The sequence below is a fragment of the Streptomyces sp. NPDC002845 genome (assembly GCF_053591955.1).
In genome coordinates this window covers 1-16,891 of sequence record NZ_JBSFUU010000106.1, presented here as the reverse complement: position 1 = coordinate 16,891, position 16,891 = coordinate 1, and the positions used below count along the sequence as shown (strand labels likewise).

At 72.3% G+C, this 16,891-nt stretch carries 15 protein-coding genes; 9 read left to right on the top strand and 6 right to left on the bottom strand.

Annotated features, from left to right (window positions below; all coding sequences use genetic code 11):
* Window positions 1-32: 32 nt before the first annotated feature.
* Together ACWD3C_RS43005 and ACWD3C_RS43000 are read right to left on the bottom strand one after the other, a co-directional pair.
* Window positions 33-809, bottom strand: a complete 777-nt coding sequence (locus tag ACWD3C_RS43005) for an ABC transporter permease (protein ID WP_451153278.1) — start codon at window positions 807-809, stop codon at window positions 33-35.
* Window positions 806-1,774: an ATP-binding cassette domain-containing protein gene (locus ACWD3C_RS43000; RefSeq protein WP_451153276.1), complete on the bottom strand. Its 969-nt coding sequence runs from the start codon at window positions 1,772-1,774 to the stop codon at window positions 806-808. The genes ACWD3C_RS43005 and ACWD3C_RS43000 overlap by 4 nt, the downstream gene beginning before the upstream one ends.
* A 63-nt stretch (window positions 1,775-1,837) precedes the next feature.
* Between ACWD3C_RS43000 and ACWD3C_RS42995 the strand changes: the two genes are divergently transcribed.
* Complete coding sequence (locus ACWD3C_RS42995; RefSeq protein WP_451153274.1) at window positions 1,838-2,545, top strand: TetR/AcrR family transcriptional regulator; 708 nt, start codon at window positions 1,838-1,840, stop codon at window positions 2,543-2,545.
* Between the two features lie 85 nt (window positions 2,546-2,630).
* Here ACWD3C_RS42995 and ACWD3C_RS42990 read toward each other — a convergent pair whose 3' ends face one another.
* Genes ACWD3C_RS42990 through hmgA form a run of 3 tightly spaced genes read right to left on the bottom strand, consistent with a single transcriptional unit; the run spans window position 2,631 to window position 5,951 of the window.
* Window positions 2,631-3,821: a type ISP restriction/modification enzyme gene (locus tag ACWD3C_RS42990; protein ID WP_451153272.1), complete on the bottom strand. Its 1,191-nt coding sequence runs from the start codon at window positions 3,819-3,821 to the stop codon at window positions 2,631-2,633.
* Between the two features lie 12 nt (window positions 3,822-3,833).
* Window positions 3,834-4,583 (bottom strand): GntR family transcriptional regulator, encoded by a 750-nt coding sequence (locus ACWD3C_RS42985; protein WP_451153270.1) that lies wholly within the window; start codon window positions 4,581-4,583, stop codon window positions 3,834-3,836.
* 27 nt (window positions 4,584-4,610) lie between these two features.
* Complete coding sequence (gene hmgA / locus ACWD3C_RS42980; protein ID WP_451153268.1) at window positions 4,611-5,951, bottom strand: homogentisate 1,2-dioxygenase; 1,341 nt, start codon at window positions 5,949-5,951, stop codon at window positions 4,611-4,613.
* Between the two features lie 197 nt (window positions 5,952-6,148).
* Here hmgA and ACWD3C_RS42975 point away from each other — a divergent pair, with 197 nt between their 5' ends.
* From ACWD3C_RS42975 to ACWD3C_RS42940, 8 genes are all read left to right on the top strand, one after another.
* Complete coding sequence (locus tag ACWD3C_RS42975; protein WP_451153266.1) at window positions 6,149-6,766, top strand: hypothetical protein; 618 nt, start codon at window positions 6,149-6,151, stop codon at window positions 6,764-6,766.
* Window positions 6,763-7,380, top strand: a complete 618-nt coding sequence (locus tag ACWD3C_RS42970; RefSeq protein WP_451153264.1) for a TetR family transcriptional regulator — start codon at window positions 6,763-6,765, stop codon at window positions 7,378-7,380. Before ACWD3C_RS42975 ends, ACWD3C_RS42970 begins: the two co-directional genes overlap by 4 nt.
* 136 nt (window positions 7,381-7,516) lie before the next feature.
* On the top strand, window positions 7,517-9,787 hold the full coding sequence (locus ACWD3C_RS42965) for a molybdopterin oxidoreductase family protein (RefSeq protein WP_451153298.1): 2,271 nt from the start codon (window positions 7,517-7,519) through the stop codon (window positions 9,785-9,787).
* 207 nt (window positions 9,788-9,994) lie between these two features.
* The gene (locus tag ACWD3C_RS42960) at window positions 9,995-11,248 is read left to right on the top strand and encodes an MFS transporter (protein WP_451153262.1); all 1,254 of its coding nucleotides are present in this window, start codon (window positions 9,995-9,997) and stop codon (window positions 11,246-11,248) included.
* A 393-nt stretch (window positions 11,249-11,641) separates the two neighbouring features.
* On the top strand, window positions 11,642-12,403 hold the full coding sequence (locus ACWD3C_RS42955; RefSeq protein WP_451153260.1) for a class F sortase: 762 nt from the start codon (window positions 11,642-11,644) through the stop codon (window positions 12,401-12,403).
* A gap of 159 nt (window positions 12,404-12,562) precedes the next feature.
* Window positions 12,563-13,039 (top strand): DUF3574 domain-containing protein, encoded by a 477-nt coding sequence (locus ACWD3C_RS42950; protein WP_451153258.1) that lies wholly within the window; start codon window positions 12,563-12,565, stop codon window positions 13,037-13,039.
* A gap of 150 nt (window positions 13,040-13,189) precedes the next feature.
* On the top strand, window positions 13,190-14,578 hold the full coding sequence (locus tag ACWD3C_RS42945; RefSeq protein ID WP_451153256.1) for an aldehyde dehydrogenase family protein: 1,389 nt from the start codon (window positions 13,190-13,192) through the stop codon (window positions 14,576-14,578).
* Between the two features lie 57 nt (window positions 14,579-14,635).
* Window positions 14,636-15,718 (top strand): Zn-dependent alcohol dehydrogenase, encoded by a 1,083-nt coding sequence (locus tag ACWD3C_RS42940; protein ID WP_451153254.1) that lies wholly within the window; start codon window positions 14,636-14,638, stop codon window positions 15,716-15,718.
* A gap of 161 nt (window positions 15,719-15,879) precedes the next feature.
* Here the strand turns inward: ACWD3C_RS42940 and ACWD3C_RS42935 are convergent, their stop codons facing one another.
* Entirely contained in the window at window positions 15,880-16,599 is a 720-nt protein-coding gene (locus ACWD3C_RS42935) for an ArsR/SmtB family transcription factor (protein WP_451153252.1), read from the bottom strand.
* Window positions 16,600-16,891 lie beyond the last annotated feature (292 nt).

The window sequence follows — 16,891 nt, the reverse complement described above, 5'->3', positions numbered from 1 at the left end:
GGGCACCTTTGTCACCCGCTGTCATTCGTGGGTCAGCCGTTGCCGTACCGGCGGACGGCGAGCGGCAGGAACACCGCGAGCAGCACCGCGCACCAGGCCAGCGACCCGGCGACCGGATGGGCCACCGGCCAGGCGGCGCCCTCCGGTACGGGCGCGTTGCCGAAGAGGTCCCGCAGGGCCGTGGTCACCGCGCTGATCGGGTTCCACTCCGCGACCGTGCGCAGCCAGCCCGGCAGACCGTCGGTGGGGATGTAGGCGTTGGACAGCAACGGCAGGACGAACGTCGCCCCACCCAGCTGACCGGCGGCCTCCTCGTTGCGGGTGAGCAGGCCCAGGTAGATCCCGATCCACGTCGTCGCGAACCGGAACAGCAGCAACAGACCCACGGCGCCCGCCGCTTCGGGCGCGGACCCCTCGATCCGCCAGCCCACCGCGAGCCCGACCAGCAGGAACGGCACCGTACCGGCGGCCGTCACGACCAGATCCGCGGCCGCCTGCCCCAGCGGCACTGCCGCCCGGCTCATCGGCAGCGTCCGGAAGCGGTCCGTCACGCCCCGGTGCGTGTCCTGGGCGGCCTGGAACATGCCGGTCATGATGCCGTTGGCAGCCGTCGCCACCAGCAGCCCCGGGACGAGGAAGGAGCGGTACTCCTCACCGGGCATCGCCAGCGCGCTGCCGAAGACGTAGCCGAAGAACAGCAGCATCGTGATCGGCATGGTCTGGGTCAGGACCAGCAGCCCCGGGTTGTTCCGGATCCGCCGCAGCTGACGGCCCAGCATGGCCGTGCCGTCGTACGCCAACGTGCTCATGCGGCAAGCTCCTCGGGGTCGCGCTCGTCGGTTTCCGTGGGTTCGGTGAGGCGCAGGAAGACGTCGTCGAGGGTCGGTGGGCGCAGGCTCGCGTCGAGCAACGGCACGCCCGCGGCGTCGAGTTCGCGGACCAGGCGGGGCAGCGTGAGCGTCGGGTCGGTGGTGACCGCGCCGACGGCGTGCCGGTCGTGGTCCGACGTGGGCGCCGCGCCCGTGAGTCGGTCGAGGACTCCGGCCGCCTGCGCCATGGCGTCCGCGTGGGCGACCACGACCTCGGCGTACGAGCCGATCAGCGCCTTGAGTTCGGTGGGCGAGCCGGTGTGGGCGGCCTGCCCCCGGTCCACAAGCACGATGTCGTCGGCGAGTTGGTCGGCCTCCTCCAGGTACTGCGTGGTCAGCAGCACGGTCGTGCCCTCGCCCCGCAGCGTCCGCACGGCCTCCCAGATCTCCTGGCGGCTCGCGGGATCAAGCCCGGTCGTCGGCTCGTCCAGGAAGAGCACCTCCGGACGCCGGATCAGGCTCGCCGCGAGATCGAGGCGGCGCCGCATACCGCCCGAGTAGGTGGAGGCCGGCCGGTCGGCGGCCCCGGTCAGCCCGAACCGGTCCAGGAGCTCCCCGGCCCGCGCCGCCGAATCACGGACCCGGTGCAGCCGCGCGAACAGCCGCAGGTTCTCCCGGCCCGTGAGGTCCCCGTCGACCGACGCGTACTGCCCGGCCACCCCGATCGACCGCCGGACCCCCGCCGCCTCCCGCACCAGATCGTGCCCGGCGACCCGCGCCGACCCCGCGTCCGGCCGCAGCAACGTCGTCAGCAGCCGTACGGCCGTGGTCTTGCCCGCGCCGTTCGGCCCCAGCACCCCGCAGACCGTGCCCTCGGCGACCGCCAGGTCCAGCCCGCGTACGGCGTGGACCTCACCGAAACGCTTCTCCAGCCCTTCACTAAGTACAGCGTACGTAGTAGTCATGGCTCGACCATAACGCACTACGTACGGTGTACGTAACTACGATGGTGGCCGAGGTGATGATCGATGGCGGGCCGAGCGGCCGTACCCGAAGTGATCTGGGCCCGTCCCGAGCGGACGGGCCGGGGGCCGAAGCCCGCGTACACGCGCGCCGACATCGCGGCGGCGGCCGTGCGGATCGCCGACGAGGGCGGGCTCGACGCGGTGTCCATGCGGCACGTCGCCGCGGAACTGGGCTGCGGCACGATGTCGCTGTACAACTACGTCCCCCGCAAGGAGGACCTGTACGAGCTGATGATGGACGCGGTCAGTGGTGAGCACGAGTTGTGGCCGCCGTCGGGGGACTGGCGGGGGGACATGCTCCGGGTCGCGCACCAGACCCGGGGGCTCATGCATCGGCATCCCTGGCTGCCGCGGCTGATGTCAAGCGTCTACGGCTTCAGCCCCAACGTTCTGCGGTACCTGGAGCACTGCCTGACCTGTCTGGACCCGCTCGACGCGTCGTACGGCACGAAGATGGAGCTGATCGCGATGCTCAACGGGGTGGTGACGACGTACGTCTCGAACGAGCTGGCCACCGCCGAGCGGACGCGGTCCCTGCCCTGGTCCGAGGAGCAGGAGAACGCGGTGCGGATCGCTTACCTGGGAAGTCAGGTCGCGTCCGGGGCGTATCCGAGGCTGGCGGCGGCGTTCGCGGAGGATGCGGGGCCGATTGACCTGGAGGGGGTGTTCGAGCGGGCGTTGGGGAGGGTGCTGGATGCGTTTGCGTTGTGAGCTGCGGGTCCGGTGGGGGCTGGTCGCGCAGTTCCCCGCGCCCCTTCAGGGGCGCGTCCCACGTCAGGTCAGCTGTCAACTGGCCCTAGAGCAACGCGAACTGGCCCTCCGGGCCCTCCTCGTGGTGGTCCAGGACTGACGCCGGCCTGCGTACCGCCCCCGGAACCGGCAGGACGCCCGCCTCGCGCAGCTCGCCCGCAGTGATCGGTGTCTCGATCGTCAACTCGGCCTGCCGCGCCCGGAGTTCCGCCACCAGGGCAAGGACCGTGATCAGCTCCAGCAGCTCCGACGTCCAGGCCTGCGGCCACGAGGCCGGTCGTACTGCCTCCAGCGTGCCCGGCTCCGCCGGTTCCGTGCGTCGGGCGAACCAGGCCTCAAGGACTCGGACCCCGCCGATGTGGAAGTCCCAGGCTTCGGCGGGGACGGGGGAGATGCGGCCCTCGCCGATGAGGAGGGCCTCCTCCTCGCGGTCGTAGAGAAGGTCGAGGGGGCGGGCCGGGAGTGGGGCGCGGACGTAGGGGCGGCGGCCGCCCGGGAGCTTGGGGCGTTCGCCGTCGCGGCGTAGCAGCCGGAGCATCCGGTGCCCCGACTCGACTCCGTGGGACCAGAGTTCGGGGTCGGCCGTGAGGGGGACCTCGATGCCCTGGGGGCCCGGCCGGGCCACGGTCAGGGTCCAGGCGAGGACGTCGGCGGCACCGGGGGAGTCGCCGAGGCGTTCGGCGAGGTGATCCGACAGGCCGGGGGCCAGGTTGGGTTCGAGGGCGCCGGGGCGGCGGTACAGCGGGCGGACGCGGCCGGGGCGGGGCCCGTGCGGCGGGGGCAGGGGCAGGACCGACGAGGCGAGCAGCACCGGGCCGGAGGACTCGGGCGGGACCGTCTGCTCGACCACGAACGTCTGCCGCTGGTCCGCCACGCGCCACAGCTCGGGTCGTGCCGCGTCGATGAGGCGGTGGTCGGGGATGAGCCACTGTTCGTCGAAGGGGGCGGCGAGAACCCGTAGGGGTTCAGGGCAGGGCCCGTTCTCGCGCGCCAGCCGTCCCGTCCCGCTGGACTGGCCCGGGAGCTGGGACACCGCCGAGTGCAGGGTGCGGGAGCGGGTGGGGCCGAACAGGGTCTCGCGGTCCGGGCCGTCGGCTTTCACCAGGGCGTCCCAGCGGGCCTTGAGGGATGCCGGGTCGGGGGCCGTCGGCCACCCCCGGCCGAGCCGCGGCGGTGCGACGGACCACGGCATGAGGTCCGCGAACAGCGGAGCGTCGTCGGGCGTCACGCTGGGCATCGTACGACGTGGTCAGTTCGCCTCAAGAGTGACCGTGAAGGAGAAGCGGTCGCCGCGGTACTGGATGACGGCCACGTCGAGCGCCCGCCCGTCCTCGTCGTAGGTGACGCCCGTGTAGTGCAGGATCGGGCTGAGCAGCGGCACCTGGAGGAGACGAGCCGTCTCGGGGTCGGCGAGGCGTGCCTCCACCGTGTCGGTGATCCGGCTGATGCGCACGCCCACCACGTCCCGCAGCACCTTGGTCATCGGCCAGCGGACCAGGTCGTCCGGGTCGATGCGCTCGGCCACCTCCGGGCGGACGTAGTTGCGGGCGTGGTTCGTGGGCTCACCCGTCTTCTCGTCGCTGCGCAGACGGTGGTACGTGGCCACCTCGTCCAGATCCGGGAAGTACGGGGCGAGTTCGCCGGACAGGGGCGTGCTGCCCCGGTCCAGCAGCTCGGTCGTCATCCCGGACTGCTGGGCCACGATCGCGTCCACCGAGCCGAGCAGCCGTACCGGGGCGCCGCGTCGCGCGCTCGGCTCGATGAACGTGCCGCGCCTGCGGTGCCGGGTGATCAGCCCCTCGTCCTCCAGCTCCTTCAGCGCCTGCCGCATGGTCAGGACGCTCACCCCGTAGTGCCCCGCGAGCTGTTCCTCGGTCGGCAGCCGCAGCGGGTCCTGGGGGGAGCGGCCGAGGATCGAGGCGCGCAGGGACTGCGAAACCTGATACCAGAGCGGCAGTTTGCGGTTCAGGACGATCGAGTCCGGCGCGAATGAGGTCACGAGGGTATCCGTACCGGTCATGAGCGTTCAGTGCAACGGGCCGAAGTGGCGCTGGAGACCCGACCACACGTCGTCGTACGCCTGTTGCAGGTGCTCGGCGTGTGCCGCCTGTGCCGTCGTGGTGACCGGCCAGCGGGTCTCGAACATGAACGCCAGCCCGTCGTCGACCTTCTGGGGCCCGAGTTCGGCCGCGCTCGCCCGCTCGAAGGTCTCCCGGTCCGGGCCGTGCGCCGACATCATGTTGTGCAGCGAGCCCCCGCCCGGCACGAAGCCCTCCGCCTTCGCGTCGTAGGCGCCCTCGATGAGGCCCATGTACTCGCTCATGACATTCCGGTGGAAGTACGGCGGCCGGAATGTGTCCTCACCCACCAGCCAGCGTGGCGCGAACACGACGAAGTCGACACCGGCGAGGCCAGGGGTGTCGGACGGTGACGTGAGGACCGTGAAGATCGACGGGTCCGGGTGGTCGTACGAGATCGTCCCGATGACGTTGAAGCGGCGCAGGTCGTAGACGTACGGGACATGGGTGCCGTGCCAGGCGACGACGTCCAGCGGGGAGTGGTCGTAGACGGCCGTCCAGAGGTTGCCGCAGAACTTGTTCACCACCTCCACCGGGCCCTCGACGTCCTCGTAGGCGGCGACGGGCGCGCGGAAGTCGCGGGGGTTGGCGAGGCCGTTGGCGCCGATCGGACCGAGGTCGGGGAGGCGGAAGGGTGCCCCGTAGTTCTCGCACACATAGCCGCGGGAGGTCGGGCTCTGCCCGCCGTTCGACGCGGTGTCGAGCAGCTCCACGCGGAAGCGGACGCCACGGGGGATCAGCGCGATGTGGCCGGGCTCCACGTGCAGTCGGCCGAACTCCGTGTGCAGCAGCAGTCCGCCGCGCTCCGGGACGATCAGCAGCTCGCCGTCGGCGTCGCTGAAGACCCGGTCCATCGAGGAGTTGGCGTGGTACAGGTGCACGGCCATGCCGGTGCGCTGGGTCGCGTCGCCGTTGCCGCCGAGGGTCCACAGGCCCGCGACGAAGTCCGTCCCGGCCGGCGGCTCCGGCAGCGGGTTCCAGCGCAGGCGGTTCGGGTCGGGCGCCGTCTGAGTGAAAGGGGCCGTGCGGAGGGTGCCGTTGTCCGCGCGGGTGAACGCCGGATGCGCGGCCGAGGGGCGGATCCGGTACAGCCAGGAGCGCCGGTTGTGCGCCCGGGGCTCGGTGAACGCCGTACCGCTGAGCTGCTCCGCGTACAGGCCGAGGGGCGCGCGCCGGGGCGAGTTGCGGCCCTCGGGCAACGCGCCCGGGACCGCCTCCGAGCTGTGCTCGTTGCCGAAGCCCGAGAGGTAGGCCAGCCCCTCGGCGGTCTTCCTGGCGTCCCCGCTCATGATCGCTCCCTCGCCCTTGCATTCCTATGTATCACCGTAGGATTGAGGCGGTGCGGGCGCAAGAGGAGAGGCCGGGGCCGGCGGGGGTGGCGACGGGGATCGGCCACGGTGGTCGTACGACCTGGGCAGCAGGCGGACCGCGCGGAACCCGACTCCAGGGGGATTCGGCTGTCGGAGGGTTGTTCTAATCTCCGGGCATGTCGTGGACGCGCGGATGTCTCGCCGCGATCGTGGTCTGTGTCCTGCTCGGCGGCGTGGCGGGCTGCGACTCCGACAGCGCGGGCGAGCCGGGGGCAGGGGTGTCGGCGTTACCGGTGGGCAAACTGCTGGACGACACGGACGAGAAGGGGCGACGCTACCGTGAGATCGACGAGAAGGACGCACCGGAGGTCGGCATCGAGGTCGAACCGTCGGCGGAGTCGGGCTGGGACGTGCGGCTGACCGTCCGCAACTTCCGTTTCTCGCCCGCCGGTGTGAAGCCGGAGGCCGTGGGCGGACGCGGCACGGTCGCCCTCTACCTGGACGGCCGGTTCGTCGCCGATCTGCGCACCGTCGCGTACCACCTGGACGGCGAACTCGTCCGGCGCGGCACCCATCAGCTCACCGCCCGCCTGTACGCCGACGACCGCACGGTCTGGGCCGTCGACGGAGACCCTGTCGAGAGCACGGCGGACATCACGGCGTCGGAGGCCGAGTCGACTCCGGCATCCGCGACCCCGACGATGTCCCCGACGACGTCCACAATGAGCGGAAACGGCAGCGAGGCCCGTACGGACACGGGAGGCTCGTCGCGCCCCGGCGGAAAGGGACCATGAAGACCGTGCCCCAGGCGACCTCGCTGCGCCGCGCACCCGTACAGCGCCGCAGCGCCGAACGACTGACCAGGATCCTCGACGCCTGCGCGGACCTCCTCGACGAGGTGGGTTACGACGCCCTGAGCACCCGCGCCGTGGCCGTCCGCGCGGGCGTGCCCATCGGCTCCGTCTACCGCTTCTTCGGCAACAAGCGCGCCATGGCCGACGCCCTCGCCGAACGCAACCTCGACCGTTACACCGAGCGCGTCACCCGGCGCCTGCGGGAGGCCGGTGACGGGGGCTGGCGCGTCGTGATGGACGCCGTGCTGGACGAGTACATCGACATGAAGCGCACCGCGCCCGGCTTCTCCCTCGTCGACTTCGGCAACCAGATCCCCGTCGGCGTCCGCCCCGCCGACCCGAACCACCACGTCGCCGACCGCCTCACCGACCTCCTCTCCGCGTCCATCGGCCGCACCCCCGACGACGATCTGCGCCGCACCTTCCTCATCGCCGTGGAAACCGCCGACACCCTCGTCCACCTCGCCTTCCGTGTCAGCCCGGAGGGTGACGAGCGGATCATCGAGGAGACCCGGGAGTTGTTGCGGGCGTATCTGGCGCGGGTGCTGGACTGAACCGGACCCTCCCGTAGATGCATACCGGTCGGTATGCTCGGGCTCAGTCCGTCGTCGTCCATGCGTCACCGTCGCCGCCCCAGGAGGCCCCGTGCCCCGCACCACCGACGCCCCCGTCACCCCCGAGACGTCCGTTATCACTCCCGACACGTCCGGAACCACCGAGGACTCCCGCACCGCCCTGCGTATCTGCCCCCTCTGCGAGGCCACCTGCGGGCTGACCCTCACCATCGAGGGGACCAGGGTGACCAAGGCGCGCGGAGACCGCGACGACGTGTTCAGCAAGGGGTTCATCTGCCCGAAGGGCGCCTCGTTCGGGCAGGCCGACGGCGACCCGGACCGGCTCCGCACACCCCTCGTCCGCATCGACGGGGAGCTGCGCGAGGCGAGTTGGGAGGAGGCGTTCGACGCCGTCGCCGCCGGGCTGCGGACGGCCGTCGAGGCGCACGGCCCCAACGCCGTCGGGGTCGTCCTCGGCAACCCGAACGTGCACACCGTGGCCGGCGCCCTCTACCCGCCCGTACTGCTCGGCGGGCTCGGCACCCGGAGCCTGTTCACCGCCTCCACGGTTGACCAGATGCCCAAGCACGTCTCCAGCGGACTGCTGTACGGCGACGCCCACGCCATCCCCGTACCCGACCTCGACCGCACCGACCACCTCCTGCTCCTCGGCGCCAACCCCCTGGAGTCCAACGGGAGTCTGTGCACGGCTCCTGATTTCCCGGGTCGGTTGAAAGCGTTGAAGGCACGCGGCGGCACCCTGACCGTCGTCGACCCGCGCCGCACCCGCACCGCCGCGCTCGCCGACCGGCACCTCGCCATCCGCCCGGGCACGGACGCGCTGCTGCTCGCGGCCATGGCGTACGTCCTCTTCGAGGAGGACCTCGTCGACCTCGGCGAACTCGCCCCGCATGTGCTCGGAGTCGAGGAACTCGCCGACGCCGTACGGGAGTTCACGCCCGAGGCCGTCGCCGGGGCCTGTGACGTCGACGCCGGCACCATCCGTGTCCTCGCCCGTGAGCTCGCCGCCGCGCCGACCGCCGCCGTGTACGGCCGGATCGGCAGCTGCACGGTTCCCCATGGAACCCTGGCCAGTTGGCTCGTCGACGTGCTCAACATCCTCACCGGCAACCTCGACCGGCCCGGCGGGGCGCTGTTCCCACTGTCGGCCACCGACAGGACGCCCCGGCCCGCCGGACCCGGCCGCGGTTTCCAACTCGGGCGGTGGCACAGCAGGGTGAGCGGACACCCGGAGGCGAAGGGCGAGCTGCCGCTGTCCGCGCTCGCGGAGGAGATCGACACGGCCACGCCGGAGGGCGTCCCTGTCCGCGCCCTCATCTCCGTCGCCGCCAACCCCGTGCTCTCCGCCCCCGACGGCGACCGGCTCGACAAGGCGCTCGGCTCGCTGGACTTCATGGTCAGCGTCGACCCGTACCTCAACGAGACCTCGCGGCACGCGCACGTGGTCCTGCCGCCGCCCCCGCCCTCGCAGACCCCGCACTTCGACTTCGCGTTCAACGCCTTCGCCGTGCGCAACCAGGTCCGCTACAGCCCCGCCGCCGTCCCCCTGGAGGACGGCCGCATGCCCGAGACCGAGATCCTCGCGCGGCTCACCCTCGCCGCGACCGGCATGCACGGCGCCGACCCGTCCGCCGTGGACGACCTGGTCATCGGGCAGACCCTGGGCAAGGCGGTCAAGGAACCCCACTCGCCCGTACACGGCCGCGACCCGAAGGAGCCGGCCGCCGCGCTCACCGGCGACAGCGGCCCCGAGCGCCGCCTCGACATGATGCTGCGCCTCGGCCCGTACGGCGACGGCTTCGGCGTACGACCGGACGGGCTGACCCTGGAGAAGGTGCTCGCACAGCCGCACGGCATCGACCTCGGGCCGCTGGAGCCCCGCCTGCCGCAGCCGCTGAAGACCACGAGCGGCAAGGTCGAACTGCTGCCGGCGCCGATCGCCGACGATCTGCCCCGGCTCCGGCAGGCCCTGAGCGAGCGCCCCGAGGGGCTCGTGCTCATCGGACGGCGGCACCTGCGGTCCAACAACAGCTGGCTGCACAACGTTCCCGCCCTCACCGGCGGCACCAACCGCTGCACCCTGCACATCCACCCCGACGACGCCGCCCGTCTCGGGATCACCGATGGCACCGCCGTACGCATCAGGGGCGCCGGCGGAGAGGTCACCGCCCCCGCCGAACTCACGGACGCCGTACGGCACGGAGTGGTCAGCCTCCCGCACGGCTGGGGACACGACCGCCCCGGCACCCGGATGAGCCACGCCGCGCTGGACCCCGGCGTCAACGTCAACCAGCTCCTCGACGGCTCCCAGCTCGACCCGCTGTCGGGCAACGCGGTCCTCAATGGCGTACCCGTCGATGTCGCACCAGCTGCGGCAACGCTGTGACCTGGAGTTTTGCACTTACTGCTCTCATGTCAACATCTCGCTGGTGATCCTCGCCGCGGGGGTCCTGATGGGCATCATCCGAGTTCACGCGTCATCCGAGTTCACAGGGAGCGCCTTCAGGGTGACTCGCTCGGGAGAACCGGAGCGCCCAAGGCCCGGAACTCCGGTAGAACCGGGGAACCCCATCCCGTCAAGGAGGACCGCATCGTGAGGCCCGGTCGGAACCGCGGCTGGCTGCTCCGCCTCGTCATCGCCTTCAGCTTCGCGCAGGGGGCGGTGTCGATGGCGCGGCCCGCCGTCTCCTACCGGGCCCTCGCGCTGGGAGCCGACGAGCGCGCGGTCGGTGTGATCGCGGGCGTCTACGCCCTGCTCCCGCTGTTCGTCGCCGTACCGCTCGGCCGGCGGACGGACCACGGGCGGTGTGCGCCACTGCTGCCCGTCGGCGTCGTCCTCATCGCCGGTGGCTGCGCGCTGAGCGGCCTCGCCGACTCGCTGCTCGCGATGGCCGTGTGGAGCGGGGTGATGGGCCTCGGTCACCTGTCCTTCGTCATCGGCGCCCAGTCGCTCGTCGCCCGCCAGTCCGCGCCCGACGAACAGGACCGCAACTTCGGCCACTTCACCATCGGCGCCTCCCTCGGGCAGCTGGTCGGCCCGGTCGCCGCGGGCGCCCTGATCGGCGGCCGGGACATGGCGGGCACGAGCGCGCTCGCGCTGCTGGTGGCGGGTGCGGTGGCCGCGGTCGCGTTGACGTCGTTGTGGCGCATCGAGCGTCGTACGGCGGCCAAGTCCCGTACCGCACAAGGCGATCGCGTCCCGGTGCACCGCATCCTGCGTACCCGGGGCGTGCCCGGCGGCATCTTCGTCAGTCTCGCCGTGCTGTCCGCGACGGACATTCTCACCGCGTACCTTCCGGTGGTCGGCGAGCACCGGGGCATCGCGCCCTCCGTGATCGGCCTCCTGCTGAGCCTGCGCGCGGCGGCGACCATCGCGTGCCGTCTGGTGATGACGCCGATGATCCGGCTGCTCGGCCGGACCGCGCTGCTCACGGGGACGTGTCTGGCGGGTGCCGTGCTCTGCGCCGGGATCGCGCTGCCCGTGCCGGTGTGGGCGCTGGCCGCGATCCTCGCCGCTCTCGGCTTCTGCCTGGGCGCCGGCCAGCCGCTGTCCATGACCACCGTCGTCCAGGCCGCGCCCGCCGACGCCCGGTCCACAGCCCTCGCGCTGCGCCTGACGGGCAATCGGCTGGGGCAGGTCGCCGCACCGGCCACGGCGGGCCTGGTCGCGGGCGTCGCGGGAACCGCCGCGCCGTTCCTGATGCTGGGCGGACTGCTGCTGATCTCCTCGGGCATCGCACTGCGCCTGCCCGTCGCCCCGACCCGGGAGGCGGACGGGGCCACCACGGCGACCTCCGGTGAACGTCGGCGGCGTATGCCCTCGTTCGGCCGGAAGAGCGAACTCTGAGCGGCGGCGCGGCGCGCATCAGGCCTTCCACCGTACGGATGTGAAAGAGAGTCAGACGAAGAGCTGATTTATGCGAAAATCATCTGACTCGGAGGGGGTTATGACTCTCGCATCGCTCCCACGCCGCACCGGCGCCACCGCCGTAGCGGCCCTCACCCTCGGCGGGGCCACCGTGCTCGGCGCCCCGGCCGCGTTCGCCGCGCCGGGCGACAACGGCGACGCCGACGAAGAGCCCGCCCACGACCCCGCCGGGCAAGCCGCCGCACGGAGGTGTCCCCGCCGGCGGCGGCGGTCTCGCGGGAGTCGCCTTCTCGCCGGTCAGCGCCGCGGCGGCCGTCGGGCTGGTCGGGATCGCCGGGGCGGTCTATGTCCGGATGCTCCGCCGTCGATCCGATGTCGCGGCGTAAGGGCGAGCCCAGGCCCTGGTACCGGACGCGCGCCTACCGCCTGGCGCGGACGGTGGCGGTCGCCGTGTCCCTGGTGGTGGGCGGTGTCTGGTGGGCCCAGGACCACGGGTCCACCGGCGCCGCCCCCACCGAGGCGGCCGCCGGCGCGACGGCCTCGCCGGGGCCCACCCGGCCCGCGGACAACGACGCCGAGCGGCGGGCCGGGGCGGAGACGAGTACTCGGGCAGAGGCGGGTACGGGGGCAGAGGCGGGTACGCGGGCGGAGACGGCGCCGCCCGCCCCGCTGCCCCGCTCCCCGGCGGTCGAGATCTCCATCCCGTACATCGAGGTGAAGGCGCCGATCGTCAAACTGGGCCTCGACCGCGAACGACGCCTCGACGTACCGCCGATGGAGAACCCGGACGTCGTCGGCTGGTACGAGGCCGGTCCGTCCCCGGGTGAGCAGGGCACCGCCGTCGCCGTCGGCCACCTCGACACCGAGTCCGGCCCCGCCGTCTTCGAAAGCCTTGAGGAGCTCGGCCGGGGCCGCATCGTCGAGGTCCGCCGCGCCGACGGCGGGACCGCCGTCTACACCGTCGACACGGTCAGGACGTACGAGAAGGCACGCTTCCCCAGCGAGGAGGTGTACGGGCCGCGCGGGCGCCCCGAACTCCGCCTCATCACCTGCGGCGGCGCCTTCGACCCGAAGACCGGCTACGACAGCAACATCGTCGTCTTCGCCCACCTGACGGCTACGCGGGGGGTGTAGGGAGCAGGGGAGGGGGATGGCTCGTGCTCGTCCTTGAACCAGTGGTTCAGGTGGTTTATACGATCTGGGACGCGTTTCTGCCTCTTCCTCCTGGTTCCGCCTGCCACAGTGTGGGGCGCTCATCTCTCCCTCCTCTTCCCCCGCAGGAAAGGAAACCCCATGCCCGCGCTCACCCTGCGCGCCCGTGTCGCGACCGCCACGGCCGCCGCGCTGCTCACCGCCGGTGCCCCCGCCGCCTACGCCGCCTTCGACGGACAGGAGCCGCGGACTCCCGACTCCGTGGCGACGGCCGCACCGGCGCGCGGAGCGGCGTACCTGGAGGCCCGGCTCTTCTTCGGTACCGAGCGGCCCGACGGTGGACCGGCCGTCACGGACGAGCAGTTCATGGCGTTCGTCGACCGGGAGGTCACGCCGAGCTTCCCCGACGGACTCACCGTGCAGGACGGGCGCGGGCAGTGGCGGGACGCGAGCGGCACCATCGAGCGGGAGCGTGCGTACGAACTGATCCTGCTCTACCCGGCGAAGGAGGCGCGGCTGCGCGACGGACAGGTCGAGCGCATCCGCGAGGCCTACCGGAAGGAGTTCGCACAGGAGTCCGTGGCGCGGCTGGACGAGCCGACCAGGGCCGACTTCTGAGCCGGGACACGCGCGTGCTTCGCTGAGACCGTGAGGCCCGGACCCCTCTGGCCCTGATGACCCTTCTGGCTCCTCTGGCTCCTCTGGCGCCGAAAAACTATCATCGCTAGTTTGGGTCCGGACGACGAAGCCCGCCCGGGAGGAAGCACGATGAAGGCACACGACGGCATGTACATCGCCGGGGCCTGGCGGCCCGCCGCCGGTACGGACACGATCGAGGTCGTGAACCCCGCCGACGAGCAGCCGATCGGCCGCGTCCCCGCCGGCACCGCCGAGGACGTCGACGCCGCCGTACGCGCCGCCCGCGCCGCCCTCCCGGGCTGGGCCGCGACCCCGCCGGCGGAGCGGGGCGCGCGCATCGGCGCCCTGCGCGACGTGCTGGTCGCGCGCAAGGACGAGATCGCCGGGACCGTCACGGCCGAACTCGGCTCACCGCTGCCGTTCTCGCAGACGGTGCACGCCGGGCTGCCGATCCAGGTCGCCGGTTCGTACGCCGAACTGGCGGCGACGTACGCCTTCGAGGAGAAGGTCGGCAACTCGACCGTCCACCACGAGCCGATCGGCGTCGTCGGCGCGATCACCCCGTGGAACTACCCTCTCCACCAGATCGTCGCCAAGGTCGCCCCGGCGCTGGCCGCGGGCTGCACGGTCGTCCTGAAGCCGGCCGAGAACACCCCGCTGGTGGCCCAGCTCTTCGCGGAGGCGGTCGACAAGGCGGGGTTCCCGGCGGGCGTGTTCAACCTCGTCACCGGCCTCGGCCCGGTCGCGGGCCAGGCACTCGTCGAGCACGAGGGCGTCGACCTGGTGTCCTTCACGGGCTCCACGGCGGTCGGAGGCCGGATCGGCGCGACGGCGGGTGCGGCGGTCAAGAAGGCCGCCCTCGAACTCGGCGGCAAGTCCGCCAACGTCATCCTGCCGAGCGCCGACCTGGCCAGGGCCGTCAACGTCGGCGTCGCCAACGTGATGTCCAACTCCGGCCAGACGTGCAGCGCCTGGACACGGATGCTGGTGCACACCTCCCAGTACGAGGACGCGGTCGCTCTGGCCACGACCGCAGCGGCGAAGTACGGCGACCGCATCGGACCGGTGGTGAGCGACAAGCAGCGGGAACGGGTGCGGAGTTACATCGAGCAGGGCATCGCCGAGGGCGCGCGCCTCGTCGTGGGCGGCACCGAACCCCCGTGCGAGCAGGGCTACTTCGTCAGCCCGACCGTCTTCGCCGACGTGACCCCCGAGATGACCATCGCGCAGGAGGAGATCTTCGGACCGGTGCTCTCGGTCATCCGGTACGAGGACGAGGAGGACGCCCTGCGCATCGCGAACGGCACGGTGTACGGGCTCGCCGGCGCCGTATGGGCGGGCGACGAGGCGGAGGCGGTGGCCTTCGCCCGCCGACTGGACACCGGTCAGGTGGACATCAACGGCGGACGCTTCAACCCGCTAGCGCCCTTCGGCGGTTACAAGCAGTCGGGGGTCGGACGGGAACTGGGTAGGCACGGCCTGTCCGAGTACCTCCAGACGAAGTCCCTCCAGTTCTGAACCCCTCCAGTTCTGAACCTTCTGCCCCCCGTCGCCGCCCCTAGGAGCTTGTACGTCATGGTCCGCGCCGCTGTCCTTCCCGCCGTCGGGGCTCCCCTGGAGATCGCCGAGATCGAACTCCCGCCGCCCGGCCCCGGCCAGGTCCAGGTCCGGCTGGCCGCCGCCGGGGTGTGCCACTCCGACCTGTCCCTGTCCAACGGGACCATGCGGGTGCCGGTGCCCGCTGTGCTCGGCCACGAGGGCGCGGGCACCGTGGTGGCCGTGGGCCCCGGTGTCACGCATGTCGCGCCCGGCGACGGAGTGGTCCTCAACTGGGCGCCGTCGTGCGGAGAGTGCCACGCCTGTTCGCTGGGGGAGGTGTGGCTGTGCGCGAACGCGTTGACGGGTGCGGGCGAGGTGTACGCGCGACGGGCCTCCGACGGCTCCGACCTGTACCCCGGCCTGAACGTGGCCGCGTTCGCGGAGGAGACCGTCGTGGCCGCCGGCTGCGTGCTCCCCGCCCCTTCCGGTGTCCCCCTGGTGGACGCGGCTCTTCTCGGCTGCGCCGTCCTCACCGGATACGGTGCCGTCCATCACTCGGCGAAGGTCCGACCCGGTGAGACGGTCGCGGTGTTCGGGGTGGGCGGAGTCGGCCTCGCCGCACTCCAGGCGGCCCGGATCGCGGGCGCGTCACGTGTGATCGCCGTGGACGTCTCCCCGGAGAAGGAGGAACTGGCCCGCTCGGCCGGCGCCACGGACTACGTCATCGCGTCGGAGAACACCGCCCGCGAGATCCGCGCCCTCACCGGCAAGCAGGGCGTGGACGTCTCCGTCGAGTGCGTCGGCCGTGCGGCCACCATCCGGGCGGCCTGGGACGCGACCCGGCGCGGCGGCCGCACCACGGTCGTCGGCATCGGCGGCAAGGACCAGCAGGTCACCTTCAACGCGCTGGAGATCTTCCACTGGGGCCGGACCCTCTCCGGTTGCGTGTACGGCAACTCCGACCCGGCGGCCGACCTGCCGCTTCTGGCCGAACACGTCCGGGCGGGCCGTATCGACCTGGGCGCCCTGGTCACGGAACGGATCGCTCTGGAGGGCATCCCGGCCGCCTTCGAGAACATGCTGGCGGGGAAGGGGGGCCGGGCTGTGGTGGTGTTCTAGGGAGTGATGGCGGGGGGACGGGGCACGGCGGGGATTCGACATGTGAGCCGGTAACTCTCTCCCCCGCCGGGACTACGCCATGGGGAGGCTCCGGCACGTGGACGCGACGCAGTTCGGCGGCGACGCAGCCGCACCCGGCCCCACCCCCTCGATCCGCCCCCTCAGCGGAGCGCCTCCGCCTCCACCCCCAACAACTCCGCAAAGGCCCGTTCCCCCTCGTCCGTCACCTTCACCGCCCGCCCCGACCCGATGCGCACGCACCACCCCACCTCCAGCACATGACGGCACAGCGCGGCGCCCGCGACCCCCGCGAGATGCGGCCGACGCTCGGTCCAGTCGAGACAGGCGCGGGCGAGGGGCCTCCGCCCGCTGCGATCGAGCCCGATGCCCGCCTCGGCGAACCACGCCACCCCCTCGTCGGTGAGCGCGAACCCGGTGTCCTGCCGCAGCAGCCCCCGCCCGGTCAGCGCGTCGGTGAGGGCGATGCCGAGGCGCCCGGCGAGGTGGTCGTAGCAGGTCCGGCCCCGGGCGAGCGCGGCCCCGGCGCTGGCGGCGCGCAGAGAACGAGCGGGAGCCTGCACGGGCTCGACATGCGCAGCGAGGTCCTCCACCAGCTGCGCCACCCGCCGCCCCGCCAGCCGCACGTACCGGTGCCGCCCCTGCCGTTCCTCCACCAACAGCCCACTCGCGACAAGCTTGCCCAAATGCTCACTGGCGGTCGACGCCGCGACCCCGCCGTACCGCGCCAGCTCCCCGGCCGTCCACGCCCGCCCATCCAGCAGCGCAATCAGAAACCCGGCCCGCGTCTCATCAGCAACAAGCCCAGCCAACGCAGCCAGCCCAGCGCCTCCCGCCCGCTCACTCCTCATACACGCCAGCATGCAGCACACACTGTTCGCCCCCGACCGAACCGTGCCCGAACTTTCTCCCGGCGCGGGCCCGCACCTGCCAGCCCACCTCAGCCCCCTCCAGCCCGTCCGGCGTTTGAGCACGAGGCCGCAAGGCCAATCCCCCACCCACGAAGCCGCGCCTGTCAGCCCGCCCCAGGCACCCCAGCCCGTCCGGCGCTTGAGGACGAGGCCGTTCAGGCCGATCCACAGCAACCCCCCCCCCCCCCCCCCACACACCCCCCCCCCCCCCCCCAACCCCCCCCCCCCCCCCCACACACCCCCC